General features: G+C 62.4%; 21 protein-coding genes. 12 read left to right on the forward strand and 9 right to left on the reverse strand.

Translation table 11 applies throughout. The features are described from left to right. The first annotated feature begins 134 nt into the window (after nt 1-134). From B5G40_RS13880 to pyk, 7 genes are all read left to right on the forward strand, one after another. Nucleotides 135-1433: a chloride channel protein gene (locus B5G40_RS13880; RefSeq protein WP_087400117.1), complete on the forward strand. Its 1299-nt coding sequence runs from the start codon at nt 135-137 to the stop codon at nt 1431-1433. 30 nt (nt 1434-1463) lie between these two features. Next, entirely contained in the window at nt 1464-1832 is a 369-nt protein-coding gene (locus B5G40_RS13885; protein WP_087329104.1) for a VOC family protein, read from the forward strand. Between the two features lie 4 nt (nt 1833-1836). Beyond that, a complete protein-coding gene (locus B5G40_RS13890; RefSeq protein ID WP_087400119.1) occupies nt 1837-2901 on the forward strand; it encodes an acyltransferase in 1065 nt (354 codons plus the stop codon). Between the two features lie 13 nt (nt 2902-2914). Continuing rightward, nucleotides 2915-4321 carry an MBOAT family O-acyltransferase gene (locus B5G40_RS13895; RefSeq protein ID WP_087400121.1) on the forward strand — a complete coding sequence of 469 codons (1407 nt, stop codon included), beginning with the start codon at nt 2915-2917 and terminating at the stop codon, nt 4319-4321. A gap of 14 nt (nt 4322-4335) precedes the next feature. After that, a complete protein-coding gene (locus B5G40_RS13900) occupies nt 4336-5544 on the forward strand; it encodes a DHHW family protein (RefSeq protein WP_087400123.1) in 1209 nt (402 codons plus the stop codon). 5 nt (nt 5545-5549) lie between these two features. Further along, nucleotides 5550-6767 (forward strand): MFS transporter, encoded by a 1218-nt coding sequence (locus tag B5G40_RS13905; protein ID WP_242959445.1) that lies wholly within the window; start codon nt 5550-5552, stop codon nt 6765-6767. A gap of 234 nt (nt 6768-7001) precedes the next feature. Beyond that, on the forward strand, nt 7002-8435 hold the full coding sequence (gene pyk, locus B5G40_RS13910; protein ID WP_087189011.1) for a pyruvate kinase: 1434 nt from the start codon (nt 7002-7004) through the stop codon (nt 8433-8435). Between the two features lie 74 nt (nt 8436-8509). Here pyk and B5G40_RS13915 read toward each other — a convergent pair whose 3' ends face one another. Continuing rightward, on the reverse strand, nt 8510-9976 hold the full coding sequence (locus B5G40_RS13915) for a M15 family metallopeptidase (RefSeq protein ID WP_242959446.1): 1467 nt from the start codon (nt 9974-9976) through the stop codon (nt 8510-8512). Between the two features lie 345 nt (nt 9977-10321). Between B5G40_RS13915 and B5G40_RS13920 the strand changes: the two genes are divergently transcribed. From B5G40_RS13920 to hydF, 4 genes are all read left to right on the forward strand, one after another. Next, nucleotides 10322-10579, forward strand: coding sequence for a TM1266 family iron-only hydrogenase system putative regulator (locus B5G40_RS13920; protein ID WP_087189012.1), 258 nt, complete (start codon nt 10322-10324; stop codon nt 10577-10579). Further along, nucleotides 10572-11609 (forward strand): [FeFe] hydrogenase H-cluster radical SAM maturase HydE, encoded by a 1038-nt coding sequence (hydE, locus tag B5G40_RS13925; RefSeq protein ID WP_087400124.1) that lies wholly within the window; start codon nt 10572-10574, stop codon nt 11607-11609. The genes B5G40_RS13920 and hydE overlap by 8 nt, the downstream gene beginning before the upstream one ends. Before the next feature lie 61 nt (nt 11610-11670). Next, the gene (gene hydG / locus B5G40_RS13930) at nt 11671-13089 is read left to right on the forward strand and encodes a [FeFe] hydrogenase H-cluster radical SAM maturase HydG (protein WP_087400126.1); all 1419 of its coding nucleotides are present in this window, start codon (nt 11671-11673) and stop codon (nt 13087-13089) included. Nucleotides 13090-13165: 76 nt separating this feature from the next. Further along, nucleotides 13166-14359 carry a [FeFe] hydrogenase H-cluster maturation GTPase HydF gene (gene hydF, locus B5G40_RS13935; protein WP_087400128.1) on the forward strand — a complete coding sequence of 398 codons (1194 nt, stop codon included), beginning with the start codon at nt 13166-13168 and terminating at the stop codon, nt 14357-14359. Between the two features lie 40 nt (nt 14360-14399). On the opposite strand, the gene B5G40_RS13940 is transcribed toward hydF, so the two are convergent. The 7 genes from B5G40_RS13940 to B5G40_RS13970 form a co-directional block, all read right to left on the reverse strand. Continuing rightward, nucleotides 14400-16784 (reverse strand): homocysteine S-methyltransferase family protein, encoded by a 2385-nt coding sequence (locus B5G40_RS13940; RefSeq protein WP_087400130.1) that lies wholly within the window; start codon nt 16782-16784, stop codon nt 14400-14402. A gap of 4 nt (nt 16785-16788) precedes the next feature. Continuing rightward, a complete protein-coding gene (locus tag B5G40_RS13945) occupies nt 16789-17424 on the reverse strand; it encodes a hypothetical protein (RefSeq protein WP_087400132.1) in 636 nt (211 codons plus the stop codon). Continuing rightward, the gene (gene metF / locus B5G40_RS13950; protein ID WP_087400134.1) at nt 17421-18281 is read right to left on the reverse strand and encodes a methylenetetrahydrofolate reductase [NAD(P)H]; all 861 of its coding nucleotides are present in this window, start codon (nt 18279-18281) and stop codon (nt 17421-17423) included. Before metF ends, B5G40_RS13945 begins: the two co-directional genes overlap by 4 nt. 117 nt (nt 18282-18398) lie before the next feature. Further along, a complete protein-coding gene (locus B5G40_RS13955; protein ID WP_087269020.1) occupies nt 18399-18704 on the reverse strand; it encodes a cysteine-rich small domain-containing protein in 306 nt (101 codons plus the stop codon). A 69-nt stretch (nt 18705-18773) separates the two neighbouring features. After that, nucleotides 18774-21059 (reverse strand): xanthine dehydrogenase family protein molybdopterin-binding subunit, encoded by a 2286-nt coding sequence (locus tag B5G40_RS13960; protein ID WP_242959447.1) that lies wholly within the window; start codon nt 21057-21059, stop codon nt 18774-18776. A gap of 5 nt (nt 21060-21064) precedes the next feature. Further along, nucleotides 21065-21538, reverse strand: coding sequence for a (2Fe-2S)-binding protein (locus B5G40_RS13965; protein ID WP_087329078.1), 474 nt, complete (start codon nt 21536-21538; stop codon nt 21065-21067). An 18-nt stretch (nt 21539-21556) separates the two neighbouring features. Next, on the reverse strand, nt 21557-22417 hold the full coding sequence (locus B5G40_RS13970; RefSeq protein WP_087400138.1) for an FAD binding domain-containing protein: 861 nt from the start codon (nt 22415-22417) through the stop codon (nt 21557-21559). 331 nt (nt 22418-22748) lie between these two features. On the opposite strand from B5G40_RS13970, the gene B5G40_RS13975 reads away from it, so the two are divergent. Continuing rightward, nucleotides 22749-23090, forward strand: coding sequence for a winged helix-turn-helix domain-containing protein (locus B5G40_RS13975; protein ID WP_087400140.1), 342 nt, complete (start codon nt 22749-22751; stop codon nt 23088-23090). Nucleotides 23091-23157: 67 nt separating this feature from the next. On the opposite strand, the gene B5G40_RS13980 is transcribed toward B5G40_RS13975, so the two are convergent. Further along, nucleotides 23158-23823: a UDP-N-acetylglucosamine pyrophosphorylase gene (locus B5G40_RS13980; RefSeq protein ID WP_087400147.1), complete on the reverse strand. Its 666-nt coding sequence runs from the start codon at nt 23821-23823 to the stop codon at nt 23158-23160. Nucleotides 23824-24118 lie beyond the last annotated feature (295 nt).

The raw sequence follows: 24118 nt of genomic DNA on the forward strand, positions 1-24118 counted from the left end.
ATCCATAAGATTGCGGAAAAAAGTTGGTATCCATGTTATAATAATCACGTGTGTCGTACCTGGGGATAGGATAGTTCCTCAGCCCCAGAAAGAGCAAGGCCCCCTGTGCCGGGGACCGATGGAGTGTGAAAGAGATGGAGACAAAGAAGGTACCGGCCTGGCTGGAGCATCCGGCCGCCTTTGTAAAATGGCTGATCTTCGCGGGGATCAGCGGCCTGCTGTGCGGCGGGGTGGCCACCGCCTTTTACTATGCCTTTTCCTCGGTCACAGACCTGCGCCATGCCAATCCCTGGCTGATCTGGCTGCTGCCGGTGGGCGGTCTGGCGATTGTGCTGCTCTACCGGGTGTGCGGCATGGAGGGGGACCGGGGCACCAACTTCGTGCTGGCGGCGGTGCGGGAAAACCAGCCCCTCCGGCTGCGTACCGCCCCCCTGGTCTTTGTGTCCACCGTTATCACCCATTTGGTGGGTGGTTCCTCCGGCCGGGAGGGAGCCATCCTCCAGATTGGCGGATCTATCTCCTCCAAAGTAGGCCGGTGGATGCGCCTGGACGACAAGGACAGCCGTATCATCACCATGTGCGGAATGTCGGCGGCTTTTTCCGCCCTCTTCGGCACCCCTCTGACTGCCGCCATGTTTTCTATGGAGGTCACCAGTGTGGGGGTGCTCTATTATGCCGCCATCGTGCCCTGTGTTCTCTCCTCCATCATCGGCCTGTGGATGGCCCAGCATTTCGGTGTGCCTCCCACCGCCTTTACCCTGGAGGGCATCCCCAACCTGAGCGCCGTCACCCTGCTGCAGGTCATCGGTATGGGCATCCTCTTTGCCCTGCTGTCCATTTTCTTCTGCCGGCTGATGCACGCCGCCCCCAAAATCTATGACAGAGTTCTGCCCAACCATCTGGTGCGGGCGGCGGTGGGAGGCGCGCTGGTCATTGCCCTCACCTATGTGATCTGGATCTGGAACCCCGGTACTTATGATTACAACGGAGCGGGAGAGGCTATCATCCATGCCGCCATCGGGGGAAACGCCCGGCCGGAGGCCTTCTTCTTTAAAATGCTCTTTACCACCGTCACCCTGGGGGCGGGGTTCAAGGGGGGCGAGATCGTGCCGGTGTTCTTCACCGGAGCCACCTTCGGCTGCACCGTGGCCCCCTTCCTGGGGCTCCATCCCTCCTTCGGGGCGGGGCTGGGGATGGTGTGTGTATTCTGCGGCGTTACCAACTGCCCCATCACCTCCTTGCTGCTCTCTCTGGAGCTCTTTGCCGGGGACAGCCTGGGGATGTTTACCGGCCAGAGCCTGTGCCTGTTCGCGGTGTGTCTGGCGGTGTCCTATATGCTGTCCGGCTATTATGGGCTGTACAGCGAGCAAAAAATCGTTTATAGTAAACTGCGGCCCGAATTCATCGACAAAAAGGCAAACCAGGACCACTGAGTCCAGGGACCCATACAAAGGAGAAAACATATGCTGCGATTTGATCATTTTAATTTCAATGTTCTGGACCTGAACCGGTCCCTGGACTTTTACCGTGAGGCTCTGGAGCTGGCGCCGGTGGCGGAAAAGGATGCCGAGGACGGCTCCTTCAAGCTGGTCTACCTGGGGGACGGGGAGACCGGCTTCCGGCTGGAGCTGACCTGGCTGCGAGACCGGAGGTCGCCCTATGACCTGGGGGAGCAGGAGTTCCATCTGGCCTTTGTCACCGACCGCTTTGACGAGCTTCTGGAGCGCCACAAGGCTATGGGTTGCGTGTGCTTTGAAAACCCGGCCATGGGCATCTATTTCATTGAAGATCCCGACGGCTACTGGATCGAGATCGTTCCTGGAAAGGAATAAGGACATGAGCAAGACCGTAACGGGAGGCCGCCTGGCCTATGCCGATCTGCTGCGGGCTGTGGCCATGCTGGCGGTCATCGTGGTCCACCTGGCAGGCTCCCAGCTGGGCAACGTGCCGGTGGGCTCAGCGGAATTCCATGTGCTCAACGCCTACGACGGGCTGACCCACTGGTGTGTGCCCGTCTTTATCATGCTGTCCGGGATGTTCCTGCTGGACCCCAAGCACAGCCTCTCCCCCTCCAAGCTGTTTTTCGGCCATATTCTGCGGATGCTGGTGGCCCTGGCGGTGTGGGGGACGGCCTATGCCCTGGTGACCCAGGTGTCGGCGGCGGGGCTGAGCTGGGCCAGCATCAAGGCTGCCCTGTGGCAGGTGCTCCAGGGTAAGACCCACTTCCACCTGTGGTTTTTGTATATGATCGTGGGCCTGTACCTCATCACCCCCATTCTCCGCGCCTTTGTGCGGGGGGCCAGCCGGGCGGACTTCCACTGGTTCTTCCTGCTGTGCTTTGTGTTTGCCAACCTGCTGCCCACCCTGCTGCGGCTGCGGCCCAGTCAGACGGTGAGCCTGTGGGTGAACAACCTGAATCTCCACCTGGTGCTGGGCTATGTGGGTTACTATGTGCTGGGTTACTATCTGAAAACCTACACCCTCAGCCGGGCGGCGGAGTATCTCATCTACATCCTGGGCATCCTGGGGGCGGTGGTCACCGTGGGCGGTACCGCCTGGCTGTCCCAGCAGCGGGGCGTCTTTGCCCAGACCCTCTACAACTATGACAGCCCCAATATCGCGCTGATGAGCGTGGCTGTCTTTGTATTCTTCCGTTATGTACTGGGCGTCAGCGAGGAGCGCTCCCGTCGCCAGCGGATGAGTTCGGTGGCGCAGGTGTCCTTTGGGGTGTACCTGATCCATGTCTTTTTCCTCATCCTGCTGGACCGGCTGAACATCACCGTTCTCGCCATTCCGCCGGTGCTGGCGGTGCCCGCCCTGACGGCGGCGGTATTCCTGTGTTCCTTCGCCGTGGCCTGGCTCATCTCCAAGATCCCCCTGGTGGGGCGCTACCTGACTTAAAGGAGGCAACTGAGTGCTCTTTTCCAGTTCCGTATTTCTTTTTCTGTTCCTGCCCCTGGTGCTCATCATCTACTATGTGCCCCTGCGCCGGTTCCGGCAGGCACAGAATGTATTCCTGCTGTTGGTCTCCCTGGGCTTCTATGCCTGGGGCGAGCCCTGGTTTGTGCTGGTGATGATAGGCTCCATTGTGATTAACTACTTCTTCGGCCTGTGGGTAGATTACAACAAGCGGCGGGAAAGATCCTGCAGGGTCCCCATTTTGCTGGCCCTGCTGATCAACTTTGGTATTCTGTTTGTATTTAAATACCTGATGTTTACTCTGGGTATTCTAAATGGCCTGGGGGCCAGCTTTGTGATCCCGGTAATCGAACTGCCCATCGGCATTTCCTTCTTTACCTTCCAGGCCCTCAGCTATGTGCTGGACGTCCATCGGGACCGGGGAAAGGTGCAGCGTTCCCCTCTGAAGGTGGGACTGTACATCTCTTTCTTTCCCCAGCTTATTGCCGGCCCCATCGTCAAATATGAGACGGTGGCCGACCAGATCGACAACCGGAAGGAGAGCTGGGAGGACTTCTCCGCCGGCTGCGCCCGGTTTGTTGTAGGCCTGGGCAAGAAGGTGCTGCTGTCCAATCAGCTGGCCATCATCGCCGACCGGGCCTACGGTATGGCGGGAGACGGACTGACCACCTCCTTTGCCTGGCTGGGAGCGGTGGCTTACATCCTCCAGCTGTACAACGACTTCTCCGGCTATTCCGACATGGCCATCGGTCTGGGCAGGATGTTTGGATTTCACTTCCTGGAGAACTTCAATTATCCCTTTGCCGCCAACTCTCTGGCCGACCTGTGGCGGCGGTGGCACATCTCCCTGGCCACCTGGTTTCGGGACTATGTATATATCCCTCTTGGGGGCAGCCGGGTGGACAGCAAGGCCAAACTGATCCGCAACATCTTTATGGTGTGGCTGTGTACCGGCATCTGGCACGGAGCCAACTGGACCTATCTGGCCTGGGGCATGGTCAACTTTGCCATGCTCATGCTGGAGAAATACGGCGGCCTGGGCCGTGGATGGCCCAAGTTCTTCCAGTGGCTCTACCCTCTGGCGGTCTTTCTGCTCACCTGTGTGTTCTTTCGTTCGGACAGCATTGGCGCGGCCCTGCAGTATTTCCAGGCCATGTTCGGCTTCGGGGCCGGGCTGGGGGACGGGCTGACCGTGCTCTATCTCACGGAGTGCTGGCTGCCCCTGCTGGCTGCCGTGGTCTTTGCGGCCCCGGTGGCGCCCAGGCTGCGGGACTGGGTCGGCAAGCGCAACTGTGTGGCGCTGGATCTTGGCTACGCCCTGCTCATTGCCGGGGTGTTCCTGGTGTCGGCCAGCTTTATCATTAAGGGCACCTATAATCCCTTCATCTACTTCAATTTCTGACAAGGAGCGGCCCAATGAAACGACGCAATACCATAACCGCCTGCCTGTTCCTGCTGCTGATGGCGGGGGGCTTCGTGCTGCTGCTCACCTCTTTTTTGGGGCGGGAGGGCAGCTTTGAAGCCCTGCTCAAGACCTTTGCCAAGGACAAGGATGTGACTGCCTTCCTGGCCCAGGCGGAGACCGCCGTCAATCAGGATCTGGACCGGGACCATCTGTTCATCCAGCTCTACGGCGGCATCCAGCGTATCACCGGCCGCAGGATGGTGGAGGATGCGGTGGATGAAAACACCGTGGTCAAGCTGTCCACCGGAGCACTGAACTTCGTCAAGCCGGACAGCACCGCCCAGCCTGCGGAGAGCGTGGAGGCCAACGCTGCCGCTACGGCCGATCTGGCCCAGGCGCTGGAGGAACAGGGCATTCCCTATCTCTTCGTGATGGCGCCCCAGAAGATCCAGCGGGGGCAGGACCTGCTGCCTGTAGGCATGGCGGAGAACGGAAACTCCACTGCCGATGCCTTCCTGGAGGAACTGGATCAGTCGGGCACCAGCTATTTCGATCTGCGGCCCTTCTTTGAGAGCAATGGTATCTATTCCGGCTGGTTCTTCAATACCGACCACCACTGGAAGCCGGAGGCCGCCTTCTTTGCCTGGCAGAACCTGGCCCAGCTGCTGGACCACAACTACGGGTTCGTCACCCCGTCCTATCTTACCGACCCCTCCAACTGGTCCACCGCGGTGCTGGAGGATTTCTTCCTGGGCAGCCAGGGCAAGCGGGTGGGGTCCCTCTACGCCGGGGTGGACGATTTCACCATCTATACCCCCAAATTTGAGACCAATCTTACCTATGCCAGCACCGACGGCGGCTTTGAGCGCACCGGCCCCTTCAACCAGTCGGTGTGCTTCCCCGAGCGGGTGGAGCAGATGGACTGGTTCAACGGCAACCCCTACACCTACTACTCCGGCGGCGACTACGGCATGGCCACCATGACCAACCACAACAACCCCAACGGACCCAGGATCGTGCTGCTGCGGGAGTCCTTCTCCTGCGCTCTGGCCCCCTTCCTGGCCCTGTCCTGTTCGGAGCTGACCACCATCGACCTGCGCTACTACCAGGGGGATCTGATGGAGACCCTTGAGGCGCTGGAGCCCGATCTGGTGATGACCATGTATGCCGCCAGCTCTACCGGCCTGGAGAATATGTTTGCTTTTGAAGGAACGGAGTGAACCAAGTGGAACTGAGTGAGCGCAGGCCCTCCCTGCGGCGGCTGGACTATCACTATATTGCCATGCAGGCGGGCTTCTGGGCTATGTTTGCCGCCATTGTGGCCTACCAGACCGCCCTGCTGCTGGAGCGGGGCTTCTCCAACAGCGAGGCGGGACTGATGACGGCGGTGCGCTGTCTGGCGGGCATCGTATTCCAGCCCCTGCTGGGAGGCTTTGCCGACCGGCATCCCCGCATTCCCCTGAAGTATATCGTGGGCCTGTCCCTGCTCATCTCGGTGGCGGCGGGGGCCTGGTACTGGCTGTCCCCCGGCATGGGCCTGTGGGAGACCACCCTGGTGTGGGTGGTCATCGGCGGCCTGGAGGTGTCCTCCTATCCCCTAATGGACGCCATGGCGGTGCAGTTTATCAATGAAGGTATGCCCATCCGCTACAGCCTGGGCCGTGGCATCGGGTCCCTGGCCTACGCGGTGGTGTGCGTGGTGCTGGGCTTTCAGGCGGGCCGGATGGGCATGGAGAGCACCTTGCTCACCCATCTGGCCCTGGTGGTGCTGGAGATCCTGCTGGTGGTCACCTACCCGGCTTACCGGGGCAAGGGTGGACAGGCCGGGGAGGAGGGCCCCAAGCCCCAGTCCGCTCTGTCCCTGCTGCGGAGCAATCCCTGCTTTACCCTGATGCTGGTGGGGGTGTTCCTGGGCCTTACCGGCATCATGCCTCTGTCCAACTTCCTGGTGAACATCGTCAACAGCCGGGGAGGCACCGACTCCGACCTGGGTATTGCCCTCTTCCTGATGGGAGCCTCCGAACTGCCCACCGCCTTCTTCTTCCAGAAGCTGCTGCGGCGGCTGGGCAGCGGAAAGCTGCTGATGCTGAGTATGATCTTCGGCACTCTGAAAGGTGTGCTGCTGCTGTGTACCTTTAACTGCCTGGGTGTACTGGCGGTTCAGCCCATTCAGGTGCTGGGCTACGGCCTGTTTACCCCGGCCTCGGTGTACTTCGTCAACGAGTCGGTGCCCGCCGCCGACCGGGTGCGGGGGCAGACCGTGATGATGGTGGCCTCCAATGGTCTGGGCGGTATGATGGGCGGCGTGCTGGCCGGCTGGACTCTGGATCTGGGGGGCGTCAATCTGATGCTGGCGGCCTGCATTGCCTCGGGCTGCCTGGGTGTGCTCTTCTGTCTGGCGGCCCTGCGGCTGTCTCGCGGAAAGAGAAACCAGTTAGTATAGCTTTAGGTGCCGCTAAAATGGTAAGCAAACACAAAATAGTGGAAAAAAAGGCTGTTCCTGAGTGAAGGGACAGTCTTTTTTTATGCTTAGCGCGTATCAACTGTAAATATTTCTGATAAAAACCTCCGAAAGTTGGTTAAAATGAAAATTACCTCTATGCAAAACGGAAAGATTGGTGTATGATAGTCCCGGATTTTTTTTAGAGTCATATTTGCATACCTATGGAGGTAGGAAATGAGAAAGACAAAAATCATCTGCACCCTGGGTCCCGCTGTGGACAATGAGGAGACCATCCGTCAGCTGATTCTGGCTGGTATGGACGCCGCCCGCTTCAACTTCTCTCACGGCAGCCACGCCGAGCAGCTGGCCCGGCTGACCATGTTGAAGTCCGTCCGGGACACCCTGGGCCGCCCCGTGGCCACCATCCTGGATACCAAGGGCCCTGAGATCCGCATCAAGTCCTTTGTGAACGGTCCTGTGATCCTGGAGAAGGATCAGGAGTTTGTCCTGAGCACCGATGAGGTGGAGGGCAACGAGAAGCAGGTGTCCGTGACTTATCTGAATCTGCATGAAGAAGTGGGCCCCGGCTGCCGCATCCTGGTGGATGACGGTCTGATCGAGCTGCTGGTGGAGAAGGTGGAAGGCCACAACATCCACTGCACCGTGGAGAACGGCGGCCCCCTGTCCAATAACAAGTCCATCAACATCCCCGATGTGAGCATCATGCTCCCCTCCCTCACCGAGAAGGACAAGGATGACCTGAAGTTTGCTGCCGAGAACGACTTCGACTTTATTGCCGCTTCCTTCGTTCGGAAGGCCAGCGACGTGGAGGATATCCGCGCCGAGCTGAACAAGCATGAGGGCGGCGAGAACATCCGCATCATTGCCAAGATTGAGAACCGGGAAGGCGTGGACAACCTGGAGTCCATCCTCGAGGCCGCTGACGGCGTCATGGTGGCCCGCGGCGACCTGGGCGTGGAGATCCCCGCCCATGAGGTGCCCATCCTCCAGAAGAAGATGATCAAGGCCACCATCCGGCAGGGCAAGCCCGTTATCACCGCCACCCAGATGCTGGACTCCATGATCCGCAATCCCCGTCCCACCCGTGCCGAGGTGTCCGACGTGGCCAACGCCGTGTTTGACGGCACTTCCTGCGTGATGCTGTCCGGCGAGACCGCCTCCGGCAAGTACCCCGTGGAGGCTCTTCAGACCATGGTGGACGTGGTCACCTCCGCCGAGAACTCCATCCGCTACTGGAACCGTTTCCGTGAGCGCAACCTGCTGCCTGAGATCGGCGGCATCAACGACGCCATCACCCACTCCTGCTGCCTGACCGCTATGGACCTGAACGCCACCGCTATCCTGGCGGCCACCAAGTCCGGCTACACCGCCAAGGTGATCTCCCGTTTCCGTCCCGCCTGCCCCATCGTGGCTCTGTGCCAGAACGAGTCTACCCGCCGTCAGCTGGCCATCTCCTGGGGCGTGAAGCCCCTGCTGTCCGGCGAGGTGGATTCCACCGACCGGATGTTCTCCATGGCCGTGGACGTGGCCCGCAAGGAGGGCATCGTGAAGCCCGGCGAGACCGTGGTCATCACCGCCGGCGTGCCTCTGGGCAAGTCCGGTACCACCAACCTCATCAAGGCTGAAGTGGTGGCTGAGCCTGTGTAACAGGCTTCTGAGCCCGCTTGACCGAAATAAAAAAGGACCCGCTGCAACAGCAGCGGGTCCTTTTTTATTTCAGCTCAGCCGCCCATGTAGGAGAAGTGCATATAGTCGTGGTAGCCGGTGGCGTCGTCGCTGTCGGCGGCCCAGGCGTCGCCGCCCCAGCTCCAGCCGTGGGCCTCGAAGATACGGACCACCGAGCTGTCCGGAGCGATGGAGTAGGGGTTGGTCCCCGGCTCCCAGCAGCTGCCCACCAGCACCTGACCGTCCCGGATCTGGTAGTTCTCATTGGCGTTCAGGTCAATGGCGGTGCCGCAGTTGTGCTCGCCGGTGGTACCCTCCACATAGCGGAAGCTGCTGGTGCCGTTGATGGGGAACTGCTCCGGGTCATTGTAGATCTCGGTAAAGATGGCCTTTACATCGTCGGCAATGGCGGCGTGGACCTGGAGGGTGGTGGTAGAGGCCTTTTTCACCCCGTTGGACAGCGTCCAGATGGGTACCGTAATGGTGGTCATAGCGGCCTGGGCCTCCGCCTGGCTGTCAAAGCGGCGCTTTTCCGTAGAGCCGAAGAGCAGGTTGTGCTTGGCTTCGTTCTCGCCCTGCATGGACAGCCAGAAGGGCTGGGTCCAGTAGTCGTCCGCGCTGGCCAGTCCCTGGTCCACCTTGTCCCAGAAGTCGGCTTCCTCCCGCTCTGCCTGGGTCATGGGCCGGTACTGGGCACAGTAGCTGGCGCAGGCGGAGGTCACGGTGCCGCCCCCCTGAAATCCGTCAAAGACATAGTATTGGGGGGCGTCCTCCAGCAGGCCGTATAGGTAGGCACCGACCTCTGTTGTATACTCCTGGCGGAACAGCTCCTGACCGCTCTCACTGTCCACTCCGCGCAGCGTGATGGTGACGATCTCGCCGGTCCGGGCCCGGTCCACCACATTCAGGGTTCGCATCAGCAGCACCGTGCCGTCGCACCGCTGGATGGGATCGGTTCGGCCAAAGGAGCCGTCGGGCTTGCCGGTGGACACCTGGGTGTCGGCCAGAGCGGATACCGCCGCCTGATGGACCTCATCCATCTGGTCAAAGTCGGTGAAGAGGGCCTCATTTTCCGGATGGGCGTATTTCTTCTGGATCTCCTCCGGCATGGCGCGATAGAGCAGCACCGCCGCGTCCTCCCGGGTAATGCTCTCCCCCAGTTGCTCGGGGCTGACAGACAGGGCGTCTTCCTCCCGCAGAATGCCGGCGGATGCTGCCGCCAAATAGCCCGCCTCATCCCAGGCTGCCCCCTGGTCCAGGGCACTCTGGTAGTCCTCAGAGGCGAAGGTCCGGGTGACCAGAGCCAGGAACTGGCCCCAGCTCATGGTGAGGGCAGGGGCCAGCTGGTTGTTTCCCACCCCCTGAAGGATGCCCAGCTCCACCGCTCGGGTCATCTCCTCGTAGGCCCAGTGGTCCTGACCCAGATCGGCGTACTCCGCCGCCTGGGCGGGCAGGACGGACAGGGACATGACCCCGGCCAGAGCCAGGGCGCTTACTTTCACACACCAGTTGCGTACCATCATAATCAGACTTCCTTTCTCTCTTTTGATCCGTAGAACGGATGGTGGCTTTCTCTTGTTAGTGATGCCGGGGAAAGGGGCGGTTTTATCTTCAGCAAAATTTTTTGAAAAATGTCGATGTCGGTCGAGGACTTAGCAAACCATATCCTACCGTATTTTGGTGCAAAATACAATGGCGCCAAAAAGGACTTTACAAAAACTAAAATGTGCAGTATAATTTAACAACCGACACTGACGCGAAAGGGGTAACAGCCTGACGGGAAAGGGTCGCCGGACAGAACGAACGTATGCTGTGGCGCACCCTTTTTGGGTGCGCCATTTGTCATTTTTTGCAAGGAGGAAATTGCTATGGAAGAGACCCGCGTGGCCCTGCTGGGCGTGGTGGTGGAGAACCCTGACTCCGTGGAGGAGCTCAACGCCCTGCTCCACGAATACAAGGACTATATCATCGGCCGGATGGGCATCCCCTACCGGGAGCGGAAGGTGAACATCATCTCCATCGTGCTGGACGCCCCCGCCGACGCCATCAGCGCCCTGTCCGGCAAAGCCGGTATGCTGCCCGGAGTGAGCTGCAAGGCGGTGTACTCCAAGCTGCCCAATGAATGAGCTGCTGGACAAGCTGTGCCGTCAGCGGCGGCTGGACCGGGACGAGTGGCGAACCCTGCTGGCCGGTCGGCACAGCCTGGATCAGCAGGACCTCTTTGCCCGGGGACTGGAGGAGCGCCGCCGGTGGTACGGGGACCAGATCTACGTCCGGGGGTTAATTGAGTGTAGTAATATCTGCAAAAATAACTGTCTGTATTGTGGTATCCGGCGGGATAACCGCCATGCGACCCGTTACCGGCTGGACCGGGACACCATTCTGGCCTGCTGCGAAAAGGGCTACGGCTGGGGCTTTTGCACCTTCGTGCTCCAGGGAGGCGAGGACCCGGGGCTCACCCCGGACTGGGTGGCGGAGACGGTGGCGGCCATCAAGGAACGCTTTCCGGACTGCGCCATTACCCTCTCCCTGGGGGAGTTCGAGCGGGAAGTGTACCAGCTGTGGTTTGACGCCGGAGCCGACCGCTACCTCCTCCGCCACGAGACCGCCGACCCCGTCCACTATGGAAAACTCCACCCGCCGGAGCTGACCCTGGAGCACCGGCTGAACTGCCTGCGTACCCTGAAGGACATCGGCTACCAGGTGGGGGCCGGGTTCATGGTGGGCTCTCCGGGCCAAACGGCGGACACTCTGGCGGAAGATTTCTGCTTCCTCCAGGACTTCCAGCCCCACATGGTGGGCCTGGGGCCCTTCATCCCTCAAAAGGACACCCCCTTTGCCGGGGAGAAGGCGGGCACCCTGGAGGACACCCTGATTTTGCTCTCTCTGGTGCGGCTCACCTTACCCAAGGTGCTGCTGCCCGCCACTACCGCCCTAGGCACCATCCATCCCCAGGGCCGGGAGCTGGGCATTCTGGCAGGGGCCAACGTGGTGATGCCCAATCTGTCGCCCCCTGCCGCCCGGGACAAGTACACCCTTTATGACAACAAGCTCTGCACGGGCGACGAGGCCGCCGAGCACCTGGCGGGCCTGAAACAGCGCCTGGCCGCCATCGGCTGCACCGTGGCCGTCCACCGTGGAGACTTTCCTGATTAGAAAGAGAAAAAACTGACGGGGAAGGGTTTTGCCCTGACCCAAAAGAAAGGAAGTAATCCCAATGTACGATCCCAAATCCAGAAAAGCAGAGGACTTCATCAACCACCAGGAGATCCTGGACTCCCTGGCCTACGCCGACGCCCATAAGAACGATGTGGCCGTCATTGACGCCATCCTGGAGAAGGCCAGACTTCGCAAGGGCCTGACCCACCGGGAGGCCTCGGTGCTGCTGGCCTGTGAGCTGGAGGACAAGAACCAGGAGATCTATGAGCTGGCCCGCCAGATCAAGAAGGACTTCTACGGGGACCGCATCGTCATGTTCGCCCCCCTGTACCTGTCCAACTACTGCGTCAACGGCTGCCTCTACTGCCCCTACCACGCCAAGAACAAGCACATCCCCCGCAAGAAGCTGACCCAGGAGGAGATCAAGGCTGAGGTTATTGCTCTGCAGGACATGGGCCACAAGCGGCTGGCGCTGGAGGCGGGCGAGGACCCGGTGAACAATCCTCTGGAGTACATTCTGGAGTCCATCAAGACCATCTACTCCATCAAGCACAAGAACGGCGCCATCCGCCGGGTGAACGTGAACATCGCCGCCACCACGGTGGAGGACTACCGCAAGCTGAAGGAGGCCGGGATCGGCACCTATATCCTGTTCCAGGAGACCTACCACAAGGAGAGCTATGAGAAGCTCCACCCCACCGGACCCAAGAGCAACTATGCCTATCACACCGAGGCCCACGACCGGGCTATGGAGGGGGGCATCGACGATGTGGGTCTGGGGGTACTGTTTGGCCTGGAGCTGTACCGCTACGAGTTTGCCGGCCTGCTCATGCACGCCGAGCACCTGGAGGCGGTGTTCGGGGTAGGCCCCCACACCATCAGCGTGCCCCGTGTGTGCCCCGCCGACGACATCGACCCCGGCGCCTTTGACAACGGCATCTCCGACGAGATCTTTGAGAAGATCGTGGCCTGCATCCGGGTGGCAGTACCCTACACCGGCATGATTATCTCCACCCGTGAGTCCCGGAAGGTGCGCCAGCGGGTGCTGGAGCTGGGCATCTCCCAGATCTCCGGCGGGTCCCGCACCAGCGTGGGCGGCTATGTGGAGCAGGAGCCGGAGGAGGAGTCCTCCGCCCAGTTCGACGTGTCCGACACCCGTACCCTGGACGAGGTGGTGCGCTGGCTGATGGAGCTGGGCTATGTGCCCTCCTTCTGTACCGCCTGCTACCGGGAGGGCCGCACCGGCGACCGGTTCATGTCTCTGTGCAAGGCGGGCCAGATCCAGAACTGCTGCCTGCCCAACGCCCTCATGACCTTGAAGGAGTACCTGATGGACTACGCCGCCCCCGAGACCCGCGCGGTGGGCGAGCAGGTCATCGCCCGGCAGCAGGCCTACATCACCAACCCCAAGGTGAAGGAGATCGTGGCTGAACGGCTGGTGAAGATCACCCAGGGCGAGCGGGATTTCCGGTTCTGATTCTATGACTTGAATGTTCGCAACGGGGCGGCCTCCGGGCCGCCCTGTCTGCTATCCAAATAAGGAGGTCTTTCCTATGAGCCTGAATGCCACCCCCGCCGGCGAGCGGGTCCATATCGCCTTTTTCGGCCGGCGCAACGCCGGCAAGTCCAGCCTGGTCAACGCCTTCACCGGCCAGGACCTGGCCATTGTGTCCGACGTGAAGGGCACCACCACCGACCCGGTGTACAAGGCCATGGAGCTGCTGCCCCTGGGCCCGGTGCAGATCATCGACACCCCCGGCATCGACGACGAGGGCGAACTGGGGGAACTGCGGGTGAAAAAGACCCGGCAGGTCCTGAATAAAACCGACCTTGCCATTCTGGTGGCCGACGCCACCCAGCCTCTGGGCAAGGCGGAGGAGGAGCTACTTGCCCTCATTAAGGATAAGGACATCCCCTATCTGCTGGCCTGGAACAAGTCTGATCTGCTGGACAGCGTGCCCGAGGAGGGGGAGAATGCCCTGTGGGTCAGCGCTCTCACCGGCCTGCACATCCATGAGCTGAAGGAGAAGGCTGCCCGGCTGGCGGGGCAGGAGGGCCCCAAGCGGCCCCTCATCGCCGATCTTCTTCAGCCTGGCGACACGGTGGTGCTGGTGGTGCCCATCGACAAGGCGGCCCCCAAGGGGCGGCTGATTCTCCCCCAGCAGCAGACCATCCGGGATGTGCTGGAGGCGGGGGCCTCCGCCCTGGTGTGCCGGGACACCGAGCTGGCCCTCACCCTGGCGGGGCTGCCCAAGCCGCCCCGGCTGGTGGTCACCGACAGCCAGGTGTTCGGCAAGGTGGCCCAGATCGTGCCCCGTGAGGTGCCCCTCACCTCCTTCTCCATCCTTATGGCCCGGTACAAGGGCGATCTGGCCCTCACGGTGGAGGGGGCCCGGGCGGTAAAGGAGCTGAAGCCCGGGGACAAGGTGCTGATCGCTGAGGGCTGCACCCACCACCGCCAGTGCGAGGACATCGGCACGGTGAAGCTGCCCCGCTGGATTCACGAGGCCACGGGGGTAGAGCCGGACTACACCTTCTGCTCCGGCCGGGAGTACCCGGAGGACTTGACGCCCTACAAGCTGGTGATCCACTGCGGGGGCTGTACTTTGGGGGAGCGGGAGATGAAGTACCGCCAGCGCACCGCCGCCGATCAGGGCATTCCCATCACCAACTACGGCATCCTCATTGCCTCCCTCAACGGCATTTTGGAGCGCACCCTGGAGCCCTTCCCGGAATTTCAAGCATGAAAAAAGGACCGCTGCACCGCAGCGGTCCTTTTTCTATGGATCAGTTTTGATAGATCTCCTTGGCGTACCGGACGGTGGCCATGGCGTCCTTGGCGTAGCAGTCCGCCCCGATCTGGTCGGCGTAGGCGGGGGTCAGCACCGCACCGCCCACCACGATCTTCACCTGAGGGCAGGCTTCCCGCAGCTGGCGGATGGTCTCCTCCATGCTCACCACCGTGGTGGTCATCAGGGCGCTGAGACCCACCAGACGCACGCCGGGCTGTCCGGCGGCCTCCACGATGCGCTCCGGGGCCACGTCCCGGCCCAGATCGATGACGGTGAAGCTGTAGTTTTCCAGCAGAACCTTGACGATGTTCTTGCCGATGTCGTGGATGTCCCCCTTGACGGTGGCCAGCACCACGGCCCCCTGGCTGGGCCGGTCCTCGCCGGACATGGCGTTCTGCACCACCTCAAAGGCGGCCTTGGCGGCCTCGGCGCTCATGAGCAGCTGGGGCAGGAAGAGGGTGCCCTTCTCAAAGCCCTGACCCACCTGATCCAGGGCGGGGATGAGCACGCTGTCCACGATATCCAGGGGGGCCTTGCCGCTGTCCAGAGCGGCCTGGGCGGCCTGGGCCGCCCCCTCCTTGCTGCCCCGCAGAACGCAGTCGGTGAGAGAGGGGCCGTCGGTAGAAGAAACAGGGGCGGCGGGGGCTTCCTGCCCGCCGTAGGCGGCGATGTAGAGGCCGCATTGGGGGTCCAGCCCCATGAGGGCCTGATAGCCCCGCCAGGCCCCCATCATGGCGGCGTTATTGGGGTTGATAATGGCGCAGTCCAGCCCCTGCTGGAGGGCCATGGTGAAGAAAGCGGTGTTTGCCAGCTCCCGCTTGGGGAGACCGAAGGACACGTTGGACACGCCCAGGATGGTGGATACCCCCAGCTCCTGCTTAATGCGGCCCACCGCCTCCAGGGTGACTTTGGCGGCCTCAGGCTCGGAGGAGATGGTGAGGGTCAGGGGATCGATGACGATCTCCTTTCTGGGGATGCCGTACTGGGCGGCGGTGTCGCAGATCTTTTTGGCAATGGCCAGCCGGCCCTCCGCCGTGGGAGGGATGCCGTTCTCGTCCAGGGCCAGGCCCACCACCACGCCGCCGTACTTCTTCACCAGGGGGAAGAGGGCGGCCATGCTCTCGGCCTTGCCGGACACCGAGTTGAGCATGGGCTTGCCGTTGTAGCGGCGCATGGCCCGCTCCATGGCCTCCGGGTCGGAGGTGTCCAGCTGGAGGGGGAGGGGGAGGACAGCCTGGAGGGACTCCATCACCTCCACCAGCAGGGCGGGCTCGTTGATCTCGGGCAGGCCCACATTCACGTCCAGCACCTGGGCCCCCGCCTCCTCCTGGGCAAAGGCCTCGTTGAGGAGGTATTCAATGTTGTGGTCCCGCAGGGCCTGCTGGAACTTCTTCTTGCCGGTGGGATTGATGCGCTCGCCGATGACCACGGGGGCGGGGCCGATCTCCACCGCCTGGGCGTAAGAGGACACCAGAGTGCGGCCGCGGTCTACGGCAGGAGTGTAGGGCTTGTCCCGGCATACCTCCACGGCTGCCCTGATGTGGTCGGGGGTGGTGCCGCAGCAGCCGCCCAGGATCTGGACCCCCAGGTCGGCGATGGCTCCCATGTGGACGGCAAACTCCGCCGGGCCCACATCGAAGACGGTGCAGCCGTCGCAGGCGTGGGGCAGACCGGCGTTGGGGTTGACGATAAGGGGCACCGAGGCATATTCCACCAGCTGCTTGACGATGGGCAGCATCTGAGCGGGGCCCAGGCCGCAGTTGACGCCCAGGGCGTCTACCCCCAGGCCCTCCAGCAGGGCCACGGTGGAGGCGGGGGTGCCGCCGGTGAGCAGCTTGCCGTTCTCCCCGTACACGGTGGTCACCACTACCGGCAGGTCGCAGTTCTCCTTGGCGGCCAGCACGGCGGCCTTGGCCTCGTAGGAGTCGCTCATGGTTTCGATAAGTACCAGGTCGGCCCCGGCGGCGGCCCCCGCTTTTACCACCTGGGCGTACAGGGCCACCGCGTCCTCAAAGTCCAGGTCGCCCATGGGCTTCAAGAGCTTGCCGGTGGGGCCCATGTCCAGGGCCACGAACACATCGGGCCGGGGGTCGGCGTCCCTGGCCTCACAGGCCAGACGTACACCGGCGGTCACCAGATCCTCCAGATCAAACTCCCCGCCGGCGGGGAACTTCAGGGCGTTGGCCCCGAAGGTGTTGGTGCACAGGATGTTGCTTCCCGCCTTCAGATAGGCCTGGTGGAGGGCGGAAATGCGGTCCGGGTGGAGCAGGTTCCAGGTCTCGGGCAGTTCGCCGCCCTTCAGGCCCTGAGCCTGGAGCAGGGTGCCGGTGCCGCCGTCAAAAAACAGGCGCTGGCTGTGCAGCGCGTCCAAAAAGGTCATGGGATCATCTCCTAAAGGCGCAGTTGGTTTTGGAACAGGTGGCGCAGCCCCCGGCGTGGCATTTGCCGGGGGTATTTGCCAGGCCGATCACCGCCGTCACCGACTTGATGGGGGCCAGCAGGCAGGTGTCGGTGGCGGTGAGGCCGATCTTCCGGGGACTGTCCAACCGCCGCAGCAGTTCGGGCTGGGCGGTGAGGGGAAAGTCCCCGTAGCCGGGGCTGAACCGGGGGCGCAGGTATTTGCCGGGATAGCGCTGGGCCAGCTGATCGCAGGCGTGGTCGCATACCGCCTCGATGAGGGCGGCGGCTACCGCCTGGTCCAAGGCGGCCCGGGCCACCTGGCCCGCCGCCGAGCGGGCGATGAGCCGGTCCACCCCCACTCCCAGGGTGGCCCCGAAGAGGATGGCGGCGGTGCAGCCGTCCAGGTGGGAGCGTAGCTTTTCGCTGTCAATGGACCAGTCCCCCAGCTCCACTCCGCCGGGGCGGAGGGTGAGGGGGACCTCCAGAGAAGTCCACCGGGGGTCGGCGGCCTCCTCCACCGCCTGGATGCGCTCTTCCAGCAGGGCGGCGGTGGCCTCGTCGGGCTGTGCGCCCCGGTAGCCCAGATAGCGCAGGGCCTCGGACCGGGGGGTGTGGATCATTTCAGAACCTCCGACAGGCTGGACTGGATGGAGGCGGCGATCTCGGGCTTGTTCATGGAGTAGATGTGGATGTGCTCCACGCCGTTGGCGATGAGGTCGATGATCTGCTCGGCGGCGTAGGCCACACCGGCCTGGCGCATGGCGGCGGGATTGTCCCCAAACTTGTCCACAATGGCCTTGAACCGCTCGGGCAGGTAGGTGCCGGACAGCTTGCAGATGCGGGCGATCTGCTTGCCGTTGGTTACCGGCATGATGCCCGCCACCACCGGCACGGTGATCCCCTTTTCCCGGATGCGGTAGAGGAAGTTGTAGAGGATGTTGTTGTCAAAAAACATCTGGGTGGTGAGGAACTGGCAGCCCGCCTCCACCTTGGCTTTCAGGTGGTCGATGTCGGCGTTCTTGGTGGGGGACTCGGGGTGCCCCTCGGGGTAGCAGGCTCCGCCGATGCAGAAGTCGCCGTGGGCCTTGATGTCGCGCACCAGCTGGGCGGCGTACTGGTAGTCGTGGGCGGGAGCGCCCCCCTCGGGGATGTCGCCCCGGAGGGCCAGCACGTTCTGGATGCCCTTCTCCTTCAGGTGCTCCAGCACCTGGGCCACATGGTCTCGGGTGGAGGAGGCGCAGGTCAGGTGGGCCAGCACGTCCACGCCGTACTGCTGCTGGATACCGGCGGCAATGCCCACGGTGTAGTCGCTGGTGCCGCCGCCGGCGCCGTAGGTCACGCTCATAAAGTCGGGCCGCAGAGCGGCGATCTCCTGGGTGGCCTTGGCAACCGAGTCATAGGTGTCGCTGGTCTTGGGGGGGAAAACCTCAAAGGACAGCGTGGGGCGGTCCTGGTTCAAAATGTCAATAATCTTCATGGAAGCAGCTCCTTTGCTTGGGGAATTGGAAAACATTATATCACAGATGGGGGGAAAATCCTATCGCTTACCAAAAAGAAAGGGCCAGCTGTTTGACAGCTGACCCTTTTGCGCGTGTTACTTCTGTTCGGCTTCCCGCTCCCGGTCGGCCATGGCCTTGGCGATCTCCTGGAATTTGGCGGCGATGTAGCCGTAGTTCTCCCGCTTGTGGGGGAGGGTACAGTTGCTGCAATCCTTGATCCCGCTGTCCAGGTACTTGAAGTTGCCGCCGCAGTCCCGGCCCAGCATATACAGCGGGCAGTAGCAGAACAGGCAGTTGAAATCCTGGCCCTCGGGGACCTTGTGGCAGGGATAATACTCGCACTCCTTGTTGGTGTAGAAGGAGAAGTGCTTGCCTTCCCAGTAGGGTTTGTTCTCTTCCATGACCGCGCCCCTTTCCGTGTCATTCTGTTCTTCCATGATACACGGAGAGGACGGGGTCTGTCAAGGAACTTAGGCCTTGCCCGCCGCCTTCAGGCCCGCCAGCACACGGCCGGGGGTCAGGGGGAACTCGTGGAAGCGCACACCGGTGGCGTCGGCCACTGCATTGCCGATGGCAGCCAGGGTGGGGTTGACGCCGCACTCGCCGATGCCGATGATGCCGAATACGCCGGAGGGGTCCGGATTCTCCACCAGGATGGACTCGATCTCCGGCCGGTCGTCGGCGGTGGGCAGCATATAGGAGTGGAAGCCCTTGTTGTAGAAGCCCTTGCCCTCCACATAGGTCATCTCCTCCCGGACAGCGTAGCCCACGCCCTGGAGCACGCCGCCCTCGATCTGGCCCCGGCACAGGGGCGGGTTGACCGCCTTGCCCACGTCGTGGGCGGCGGCTACCTTGATGACCTTCACCATGCCGGTCTCCATGTCCACCTCCACCTCGGCGGCCTGGGCGTAGAAGGGGAGACAGTTGGGGGGCACCTGGCAGGAGGAGGCCAGGAACTGCTTGCCCTCCAGATGGGCCTGGGAGGCCATGTCGGCCAGGGTGGCCACCTGCTTGCCGTCGCAGGTGATGATGCCGTCGGTCATATCCAGGTTTTCCGGATCGATGCCCAGCTTGGGCCCCACCCAGTCAAAAATGTCCTTCCGCAGCTTTTTACCGGCGTCGGCCATGACATAGCTGACGGTGTACAGAGTGCGGGTGGCGTGGGAGCCGATGTCGAAGGGGGCGGCGTCGGTGTCGCCGAACTTCATGACGGCGTCCTTGTAGGGTACCCCGATGAGGTCGGCGGCCACCTGGAGGCAGGCGGTGGTTGAGCCGGGGCCGATCTCCGGGATGGAGGAGTTGACGAAGAGGGTGCCGTCCCGCTCGATGCGGAGAATGACGGTGTTGTAGTCCACGCAGAAGGGGGCGGCGTTGCTGACGTGGGTACCGGCGGAGATGCCCACGCCCCGGCGGATGCGGCCGGTCTGCTCACCGGCCTTGCCGTGCTTGTCATACCAGCCGATGGCGGCGGCCGCCTTGTCCAGACACTCGTTGGTGCCGCAGGAGCCAGGCGGGAAGGGGAACCAGTTCTTGGTGTCCTCCCGGGTGGAGTTCTTTTTCCGCAGCTCGATGGGGTCCATACCCAGCTTTTCCGCCATCAGCTCAATGGCGGGCTCCACCACAGCGTTGCCCTGGGGGGTGCCGAAGCCGCGCATGGCGCCGGCGGTCATCTGGTTGGTGTACACCGGCCAGCCGGTATAGCGGAAGTTGGGGATGGCGTAGGCCCCGGCGGTGCCGCAGGCGCCGCACACACCCACCAGGTCGGTGCCGAAGGTGGCGTAGGCGCCGGTGTTCAGCCAGGCCTGGGTGTCGATGGCCACAAAGGTGCCGTCGGCCTTGGCGCCCAGCTTGCACTTGAGGTAGCCGCCGTGGCGGGAGTCGGAGCAGGTGAAGTCCTCCTCACGGGTGTAGATCAGCTTGACGGGGCGGAAGCACTGCATGGACAGGGCAGCCGCCAGAATCTCCGCCTTGCCGGACAGGCCGATGCGCACGCCGAAGCCGCCGCCCACATAGGGGGCGTTCTTCACGGTGACCTTACTCACCGGAAGGTCCAGGGCCTCGGCCAAAATCATCTTGGTGGGGTAGAGGGACTGGGTGGTACAGATGACCTCCAGCCGTCCGTCGGGGTTGTAGGTGGCCACCGCGCCGTGGGGCTCCATCTGGGCCTGCTTCACCCGGGGCAGGGTCACGTCGTACTCCACCACCGCGTCGCACTGGTCAAAGGTGGAGGTGGGATCGCCGCCGAACTCCAGCACGATGGGCCCGCCGCAGATGTTATGAAAATCGGGGTTGGCAAACTTGGGCTGGACCTCGGGGGACTCGGGCTTGACGGCCTCCAGGGGGTCGTAGACGGCGGGCAGCTCCTGCCACTCTACCTTGATGAGCTTCACCGCCTGCTCGGCAATGGCCTCGGTGTCGGCGGCCACGGCGGCCACCTCGTCGCCGATGTACTTGGGCTCGTCGGTGAAGATGGTCTGATCCAGCACCGGCTTGTGGGGCAGGGGGGTAATGAACATGGGGGCCGCCCCGTTCCACACCTTGTTGGTGGTATTTTTAAAGGTACACACCGCCCGCACGCCGGGCAGGGCCTCGGCCTCAGTGGTGTCGATGCTCAGCACCTTGGCGTGGGCGTAGGGGCTGCGCAGCACTTTGCCGTATACCATCCGGGGCAGGGTCACGTCGAAGGTGAACAGGCCCCGACCGGTAACCTTGTCAAAGCCGTCGTTACGGGGAATGCTTTGTCCTACATATTTCATGCTCCTCACTCCCCCTTCTGGATGCGCTGGGCGGCGGCCTCCACCGCCCGCTCGATGTTGACGTATCCGGTGCAGCGGCAGATGTTGCCGCCCAGAGCCTCCCGGATCTCCTCCTTTTTAGGCTCCGGGTTCTCATCCAGCAGGGCCTTGGCCGACATAATCATGCCGGGGGTGCAGAAGCCGCACTGGACGGCCCCCTGGTTGATAAACTCCTCCTGCAGGGGGTGGAGCTTGCCGTTTTTGGCCACACCCTCGATGGTCTGGATGACGGCCCCCTCCGCCCGCAGTACGGGGATGATGCAGGAGGTCACCGATTTGCCGTCCATGATGATGGTGCAGGCGCCGCACTCCCCCTTGCCGCAGCCGATCTTGGTGCCGGTGAGGTAGAGATTGTCCCGCAGGAACTGGGCCAGGGAGATGGAGGGGTCCACCTCCGCCGTAATGGCCTCGCCGTTGATGGTGGTATGTAAAACAGCCATGTCAATTCCGCCTTTCTCTCAATGTGCCAGCTGATCCCGGCAGGCCTCCAGGGCCCGGCGGATGATCACCGGCAGGGTGTCCAGCCGGTACTCCCGGCTGCCCCGCAGGGGGTTGCTTCTGGGGTTGGCGTTTTCCAGGGCCAGCTGTCCGGCCTGGGCCATGTTCTCGTCGGTGAGAGGCTTGCCTGCCAGGAAGGCCTCGGCTGCCTGGGCCCGCACGGGGCCCACGCCCACGGGGGCCATGGTGATCCGGGCCCAGGTGACCAGGCCGTCCTCCACATGGACCATGGCGGCGCAGTTGAGCATGGGCAGGGACAGGGATTTCCGCAGCTCCAGTCGCACAAAGGAAGCGGCCTCCCCCGGCTGGGGCAGAGGAATGGAGATCTTGGTCACCAGCTCCCGGCTGTGGTCGATGGTGCTGCGGGCAAAGCCGGCGTACATCTCGCCCATGGACAGCTGCCGCTCCCCCTGGGCGGACAGGACGGTGAAGGTGGGGTCCAGAGGGGCCAGGGACATGGCGCCGTCACCGGCGGGCTGGGCGCTGACCACGTTGCCCACCAGGGTGGCCGAGTTGCGGATCTGGAGGGACCCTACCGTGCCGCAGCCCTGGGCCAGGGAGGGGAAGTATTGGCGGACCAGCGGCGAGCGGGCGATGGTGGTCAGGGTGACGGCGGCGCCGATGACCAGCTTGCCGTCCTCCACGGTGATGCCGCACAGCTCGGGCACCCGGGTCACATCCACCCACACCTGGGGCTGTACCTTTCCGGCCTTGAAATCCACCATCAGGTCGGTGCCGCCGGCCAGGACCACGGCTCCGCCATCGGCCTGAGCCAGCGTGTCCAGCACTTGCTGGACGGACGATGCGTTCACATATTCCATGGTATACTCCTCTCCTTTGAAACAGAATTATGAGGATTAAAACTAAACTATAATTATATTTAAACCTTTTGGTACAGGAAAGTCAAATGGATGGTTCGGACGCGAACAAAGATTGGAAAAATCCGAAAGAGTGCCGACAAAGGGAGAATGAGAAAAGTGAAACAGACAAAATGAATATAAAAAGTGCTAAGTTTTCCGGGATTACCTGGTGGTAATGGGGTAAATTGATAAAGAAAATTTACGTTGTGTTTTTGAAAACACAACGATATAATGGCCATAGAAGCAAAAACCGCCCGGCATAGCAGCCGGACGGCAGAGAAGGGAGCGGGCTATGCGGGGGGAAGGAAAATTCTATCTGACCGATGAGACGGGGCGGCGGATCTTCGGGCCGGGACCGGCGGAGCTGCTGGAGCAGGTGGAGCGGACCGGCTCCCTGCGGGCGGCCGCCCAGAAAATGGGACTGTCTTACTCTAAAGCCCTGAAAATCCTCCACACGGCGGAGCGTGGGCTGGCTATGCCCCTGGTGAGTACCGAGGCGGGGGGCCTGGGGGGCGGCGGCAGCACCATCACGCCTCAGGCCCAGGCCCTGCTGGCCTGGTTCCGGCAGGCCCGGCAGGCGGTGCAGGAGACCGCCCAGGCTCAGCTGGACCGCCTGCCCCAGGATGGCCAATAGGATAGAAAAGAACAGCGCCCCGTTGGAGAAAAGCTCTCCAACGGGGCGCTGTTTACAGGTGAAATGGTTACTGCTCCTCCCGCAGGACGATGTGATCCTTGTCCTTATAAATGCTGTGGGCGGGAATAACGCCCCGGACGCAGGAGGTGGGGTAGACGCTGCTGTGGCGGCCCAGAATAGTACCGGGGTTGAGGACCGAGTTGCAGCCTACTTCCACAAAGTCGCCCAGGATAGCGCCCATCTTCTTCCGGCCGGTGGGGATGGGGGTCTCCCCCTTTACCACCACTAGAGTCTTGTCGGACTTGACGTTGGAGGTGATGGAGCCGGCGCCCATGTGGCTCTTGTAGCCCAGGATGGAGTCGCCCACATAGTTGTAGTGGGGGGTCTGGACGTTGTCGAAGAGAATGACGTTTTTCAGCTCCACCGAGTTGCCCACCACGCAGTGGGCTCCCACCAGAGCGGAGCCCCGGATAAAGGCGCAGTGACGCACCTCGGTCTCAGGGCCGATGATGCAGGGGGCGCCCAGGTAGGCGGTGGGGGCCACCACGGCGGTTTTGTGGACCCAGACGTGCTCCTGGGACTGGCTGTACTCCTCGGCGGGGAGCTGGCTGCCCAGGGAGAGGATCAGGTCCTTGATGCCGTCCAGGGCCTCCCAGGGGTACTGAAACTGCCGGAGATAATCCCCGGCCAGGGTGTGGGACAGATCGAGCAGATCGGAAATGGTGATGTTCATAGGATACAGGACCTCCTGTTTCATTGAAATCTCAAATTCTTGCCGCAGGGACCTCCTGGGGCAAAGCCATATCCGGGCTGTATTATAGCACAAAGACTGCGCCTTGTCACCAAAACGGCCGTGCTGTGAATCAACCTTCACAGCACGGCCGCTTGTACAGTGCAGAATTACACGCGGCTCAGATCGTCGTCCTTCATGCACAGATGGACGGCGCTCAGCTTGAAGGTCTGGGGCAGAGCCAGGATGTTGGGGTTGGGGCCCACAAACTTTTTCTTGGCGTCCTCCAGGGCCTCCT

It is taken from the genome of Flavonifractor sp. An9, assembly GCF_002161245.1.
Lineage (GTDB): Bacteria > Bacillota > Clostridia > Oscillospirales > Oscillospiraceae > Flavonifractor > Flavonifractor avicola.

Bases quoted from the DNA above. Each gene is read 5' to 3' on its own strand.
- B5G40_RS13965 (WP_087329078.1), bottom strand. From the start codon at position 21,538: ATGGCTGTTTTACATACCACCATCAACGGCGAGGCCATTACGGCGGAG.
- B5G40_RS13975 (WP_087400140.1), top strand. From the start codon at position 22,749: ATGCGGGGGGAAGGAAAATTCTATCTGACCGATGAGACGGGGCGGCGG.
- B5G40_RS13945 (WP_087400132.1), bottom strand. From the start codon at position 17,424: ATGATCCACACCCCCCGGTCCGAGGCCCTGCGCTATCTGGGCTACCGG.
- B5G40_RS13920 (WP_087189012.1), top strand. From the start codon at position 10,322: ATGGAAGAGACCCGCGTGGCCCTGCTGGGCGTGGTGGTGGAGAACCCT.
- B5G40_RS13980 (WP_087400147.1), bottom strand. From the start codon at position 23,823: ATGAACATCACCATTTCCGATCTGCTCGATCTGTCCCACACCCTGGCC.
- B5G40_RS13970 (WP_087400138.1), bottom strand. From the start codon at position 22,417: ATGGAATATGTGAACGCATCGTCCGTCCAGCAAGTGCTGGACACGCTG.
- B5G40_RS13960 (WP_242959447.1), bottom strand. From the start codon at position 21,059: ATGAAATATGTAGGACAAAGCATTCCCCGTAACGACGGCTTTGACAAG.
- metF (WP_087400134.1), bottom strand. From the start codon at position 18,281: ATGAAGATTATTGACATTTTGAACCAGGACCGCCCCACGCTGTCCTTT.
- B5G40_RS13940 (WP_087400130.1), bottom strand. From the start codon at position 16,784: ATGACCTTTTTGGACGCGCTGCACAGCCAGCGCCTGTTTTTTGACGGC.
- B5G40_RS13915 (WP_242959446.1), bottom strand. From the start codon at position 9,976: ATGATGGTACGCAACTGGTGTGTGAAAGTAAGCGCCCTGGCTCTGGCC.
- hydF (WP_087400128.1), top strand. From the start codon at position 13,166: ATGAGCCTGAATGCCACCCCCGCCGGCGAGCGGGTCCATATCGCCTTT.
- B5G40_RS13890 (WP_087400119.1), top strand. From the start codon at position 1,837: ATGAGCAAGACCGTAACGGGAGGCCGCCTGGCCTATGCCGATCTGCTG.
- B5G40_RS13955 (WP_087269020.1), bottom strand. From the start codon at position 18,704: ATGGAAGAGAACAAACCCTACTGGGAAGGCAAGCACTTCTCCTTCTAC.
- B5G40_RS13885 (WP_087329104.1), top strand. From the start codon at position 1,464: ATGCTGCGATTTGATCATTTTAATTTCAATGTTCTGGACCTGAACCGG.
- hydE (WP_087400124.1), top strand. From the start codon at position 10,572: ATGAATGAGCTGCTGGACAAGCTGTGCCGTCAGCGGCGGCTGGACCGG.
- pyk (WP_087189011.1), top strand. From the start codon at position 7,002: ATGAGAAAGACAAAAATCATCTGCACCCTGGGTCCCGCTGTGGACAAT.
- hydG (WP_087400126.1), top strand. From the start codon at position 11,671: ATGTACGATCCCAAATCCAGAAAAGCAGAGGACTTCATCAACCACCAG.
- B5G40_RS13880 (WP_087400117.1), top strand. From the start codon at position 135: ATGGAGACAAAGAAGGTACCGGCCTGGCTGGAGCATCCGGCCGCCTTT.
- B5G40_RS13900 (WP_087400123.1), top strand. From the start codon at position 4,336: ATGAAACGACGCAATACCATAACCGCCTGCCTGTTCCTGCTGCTGATG.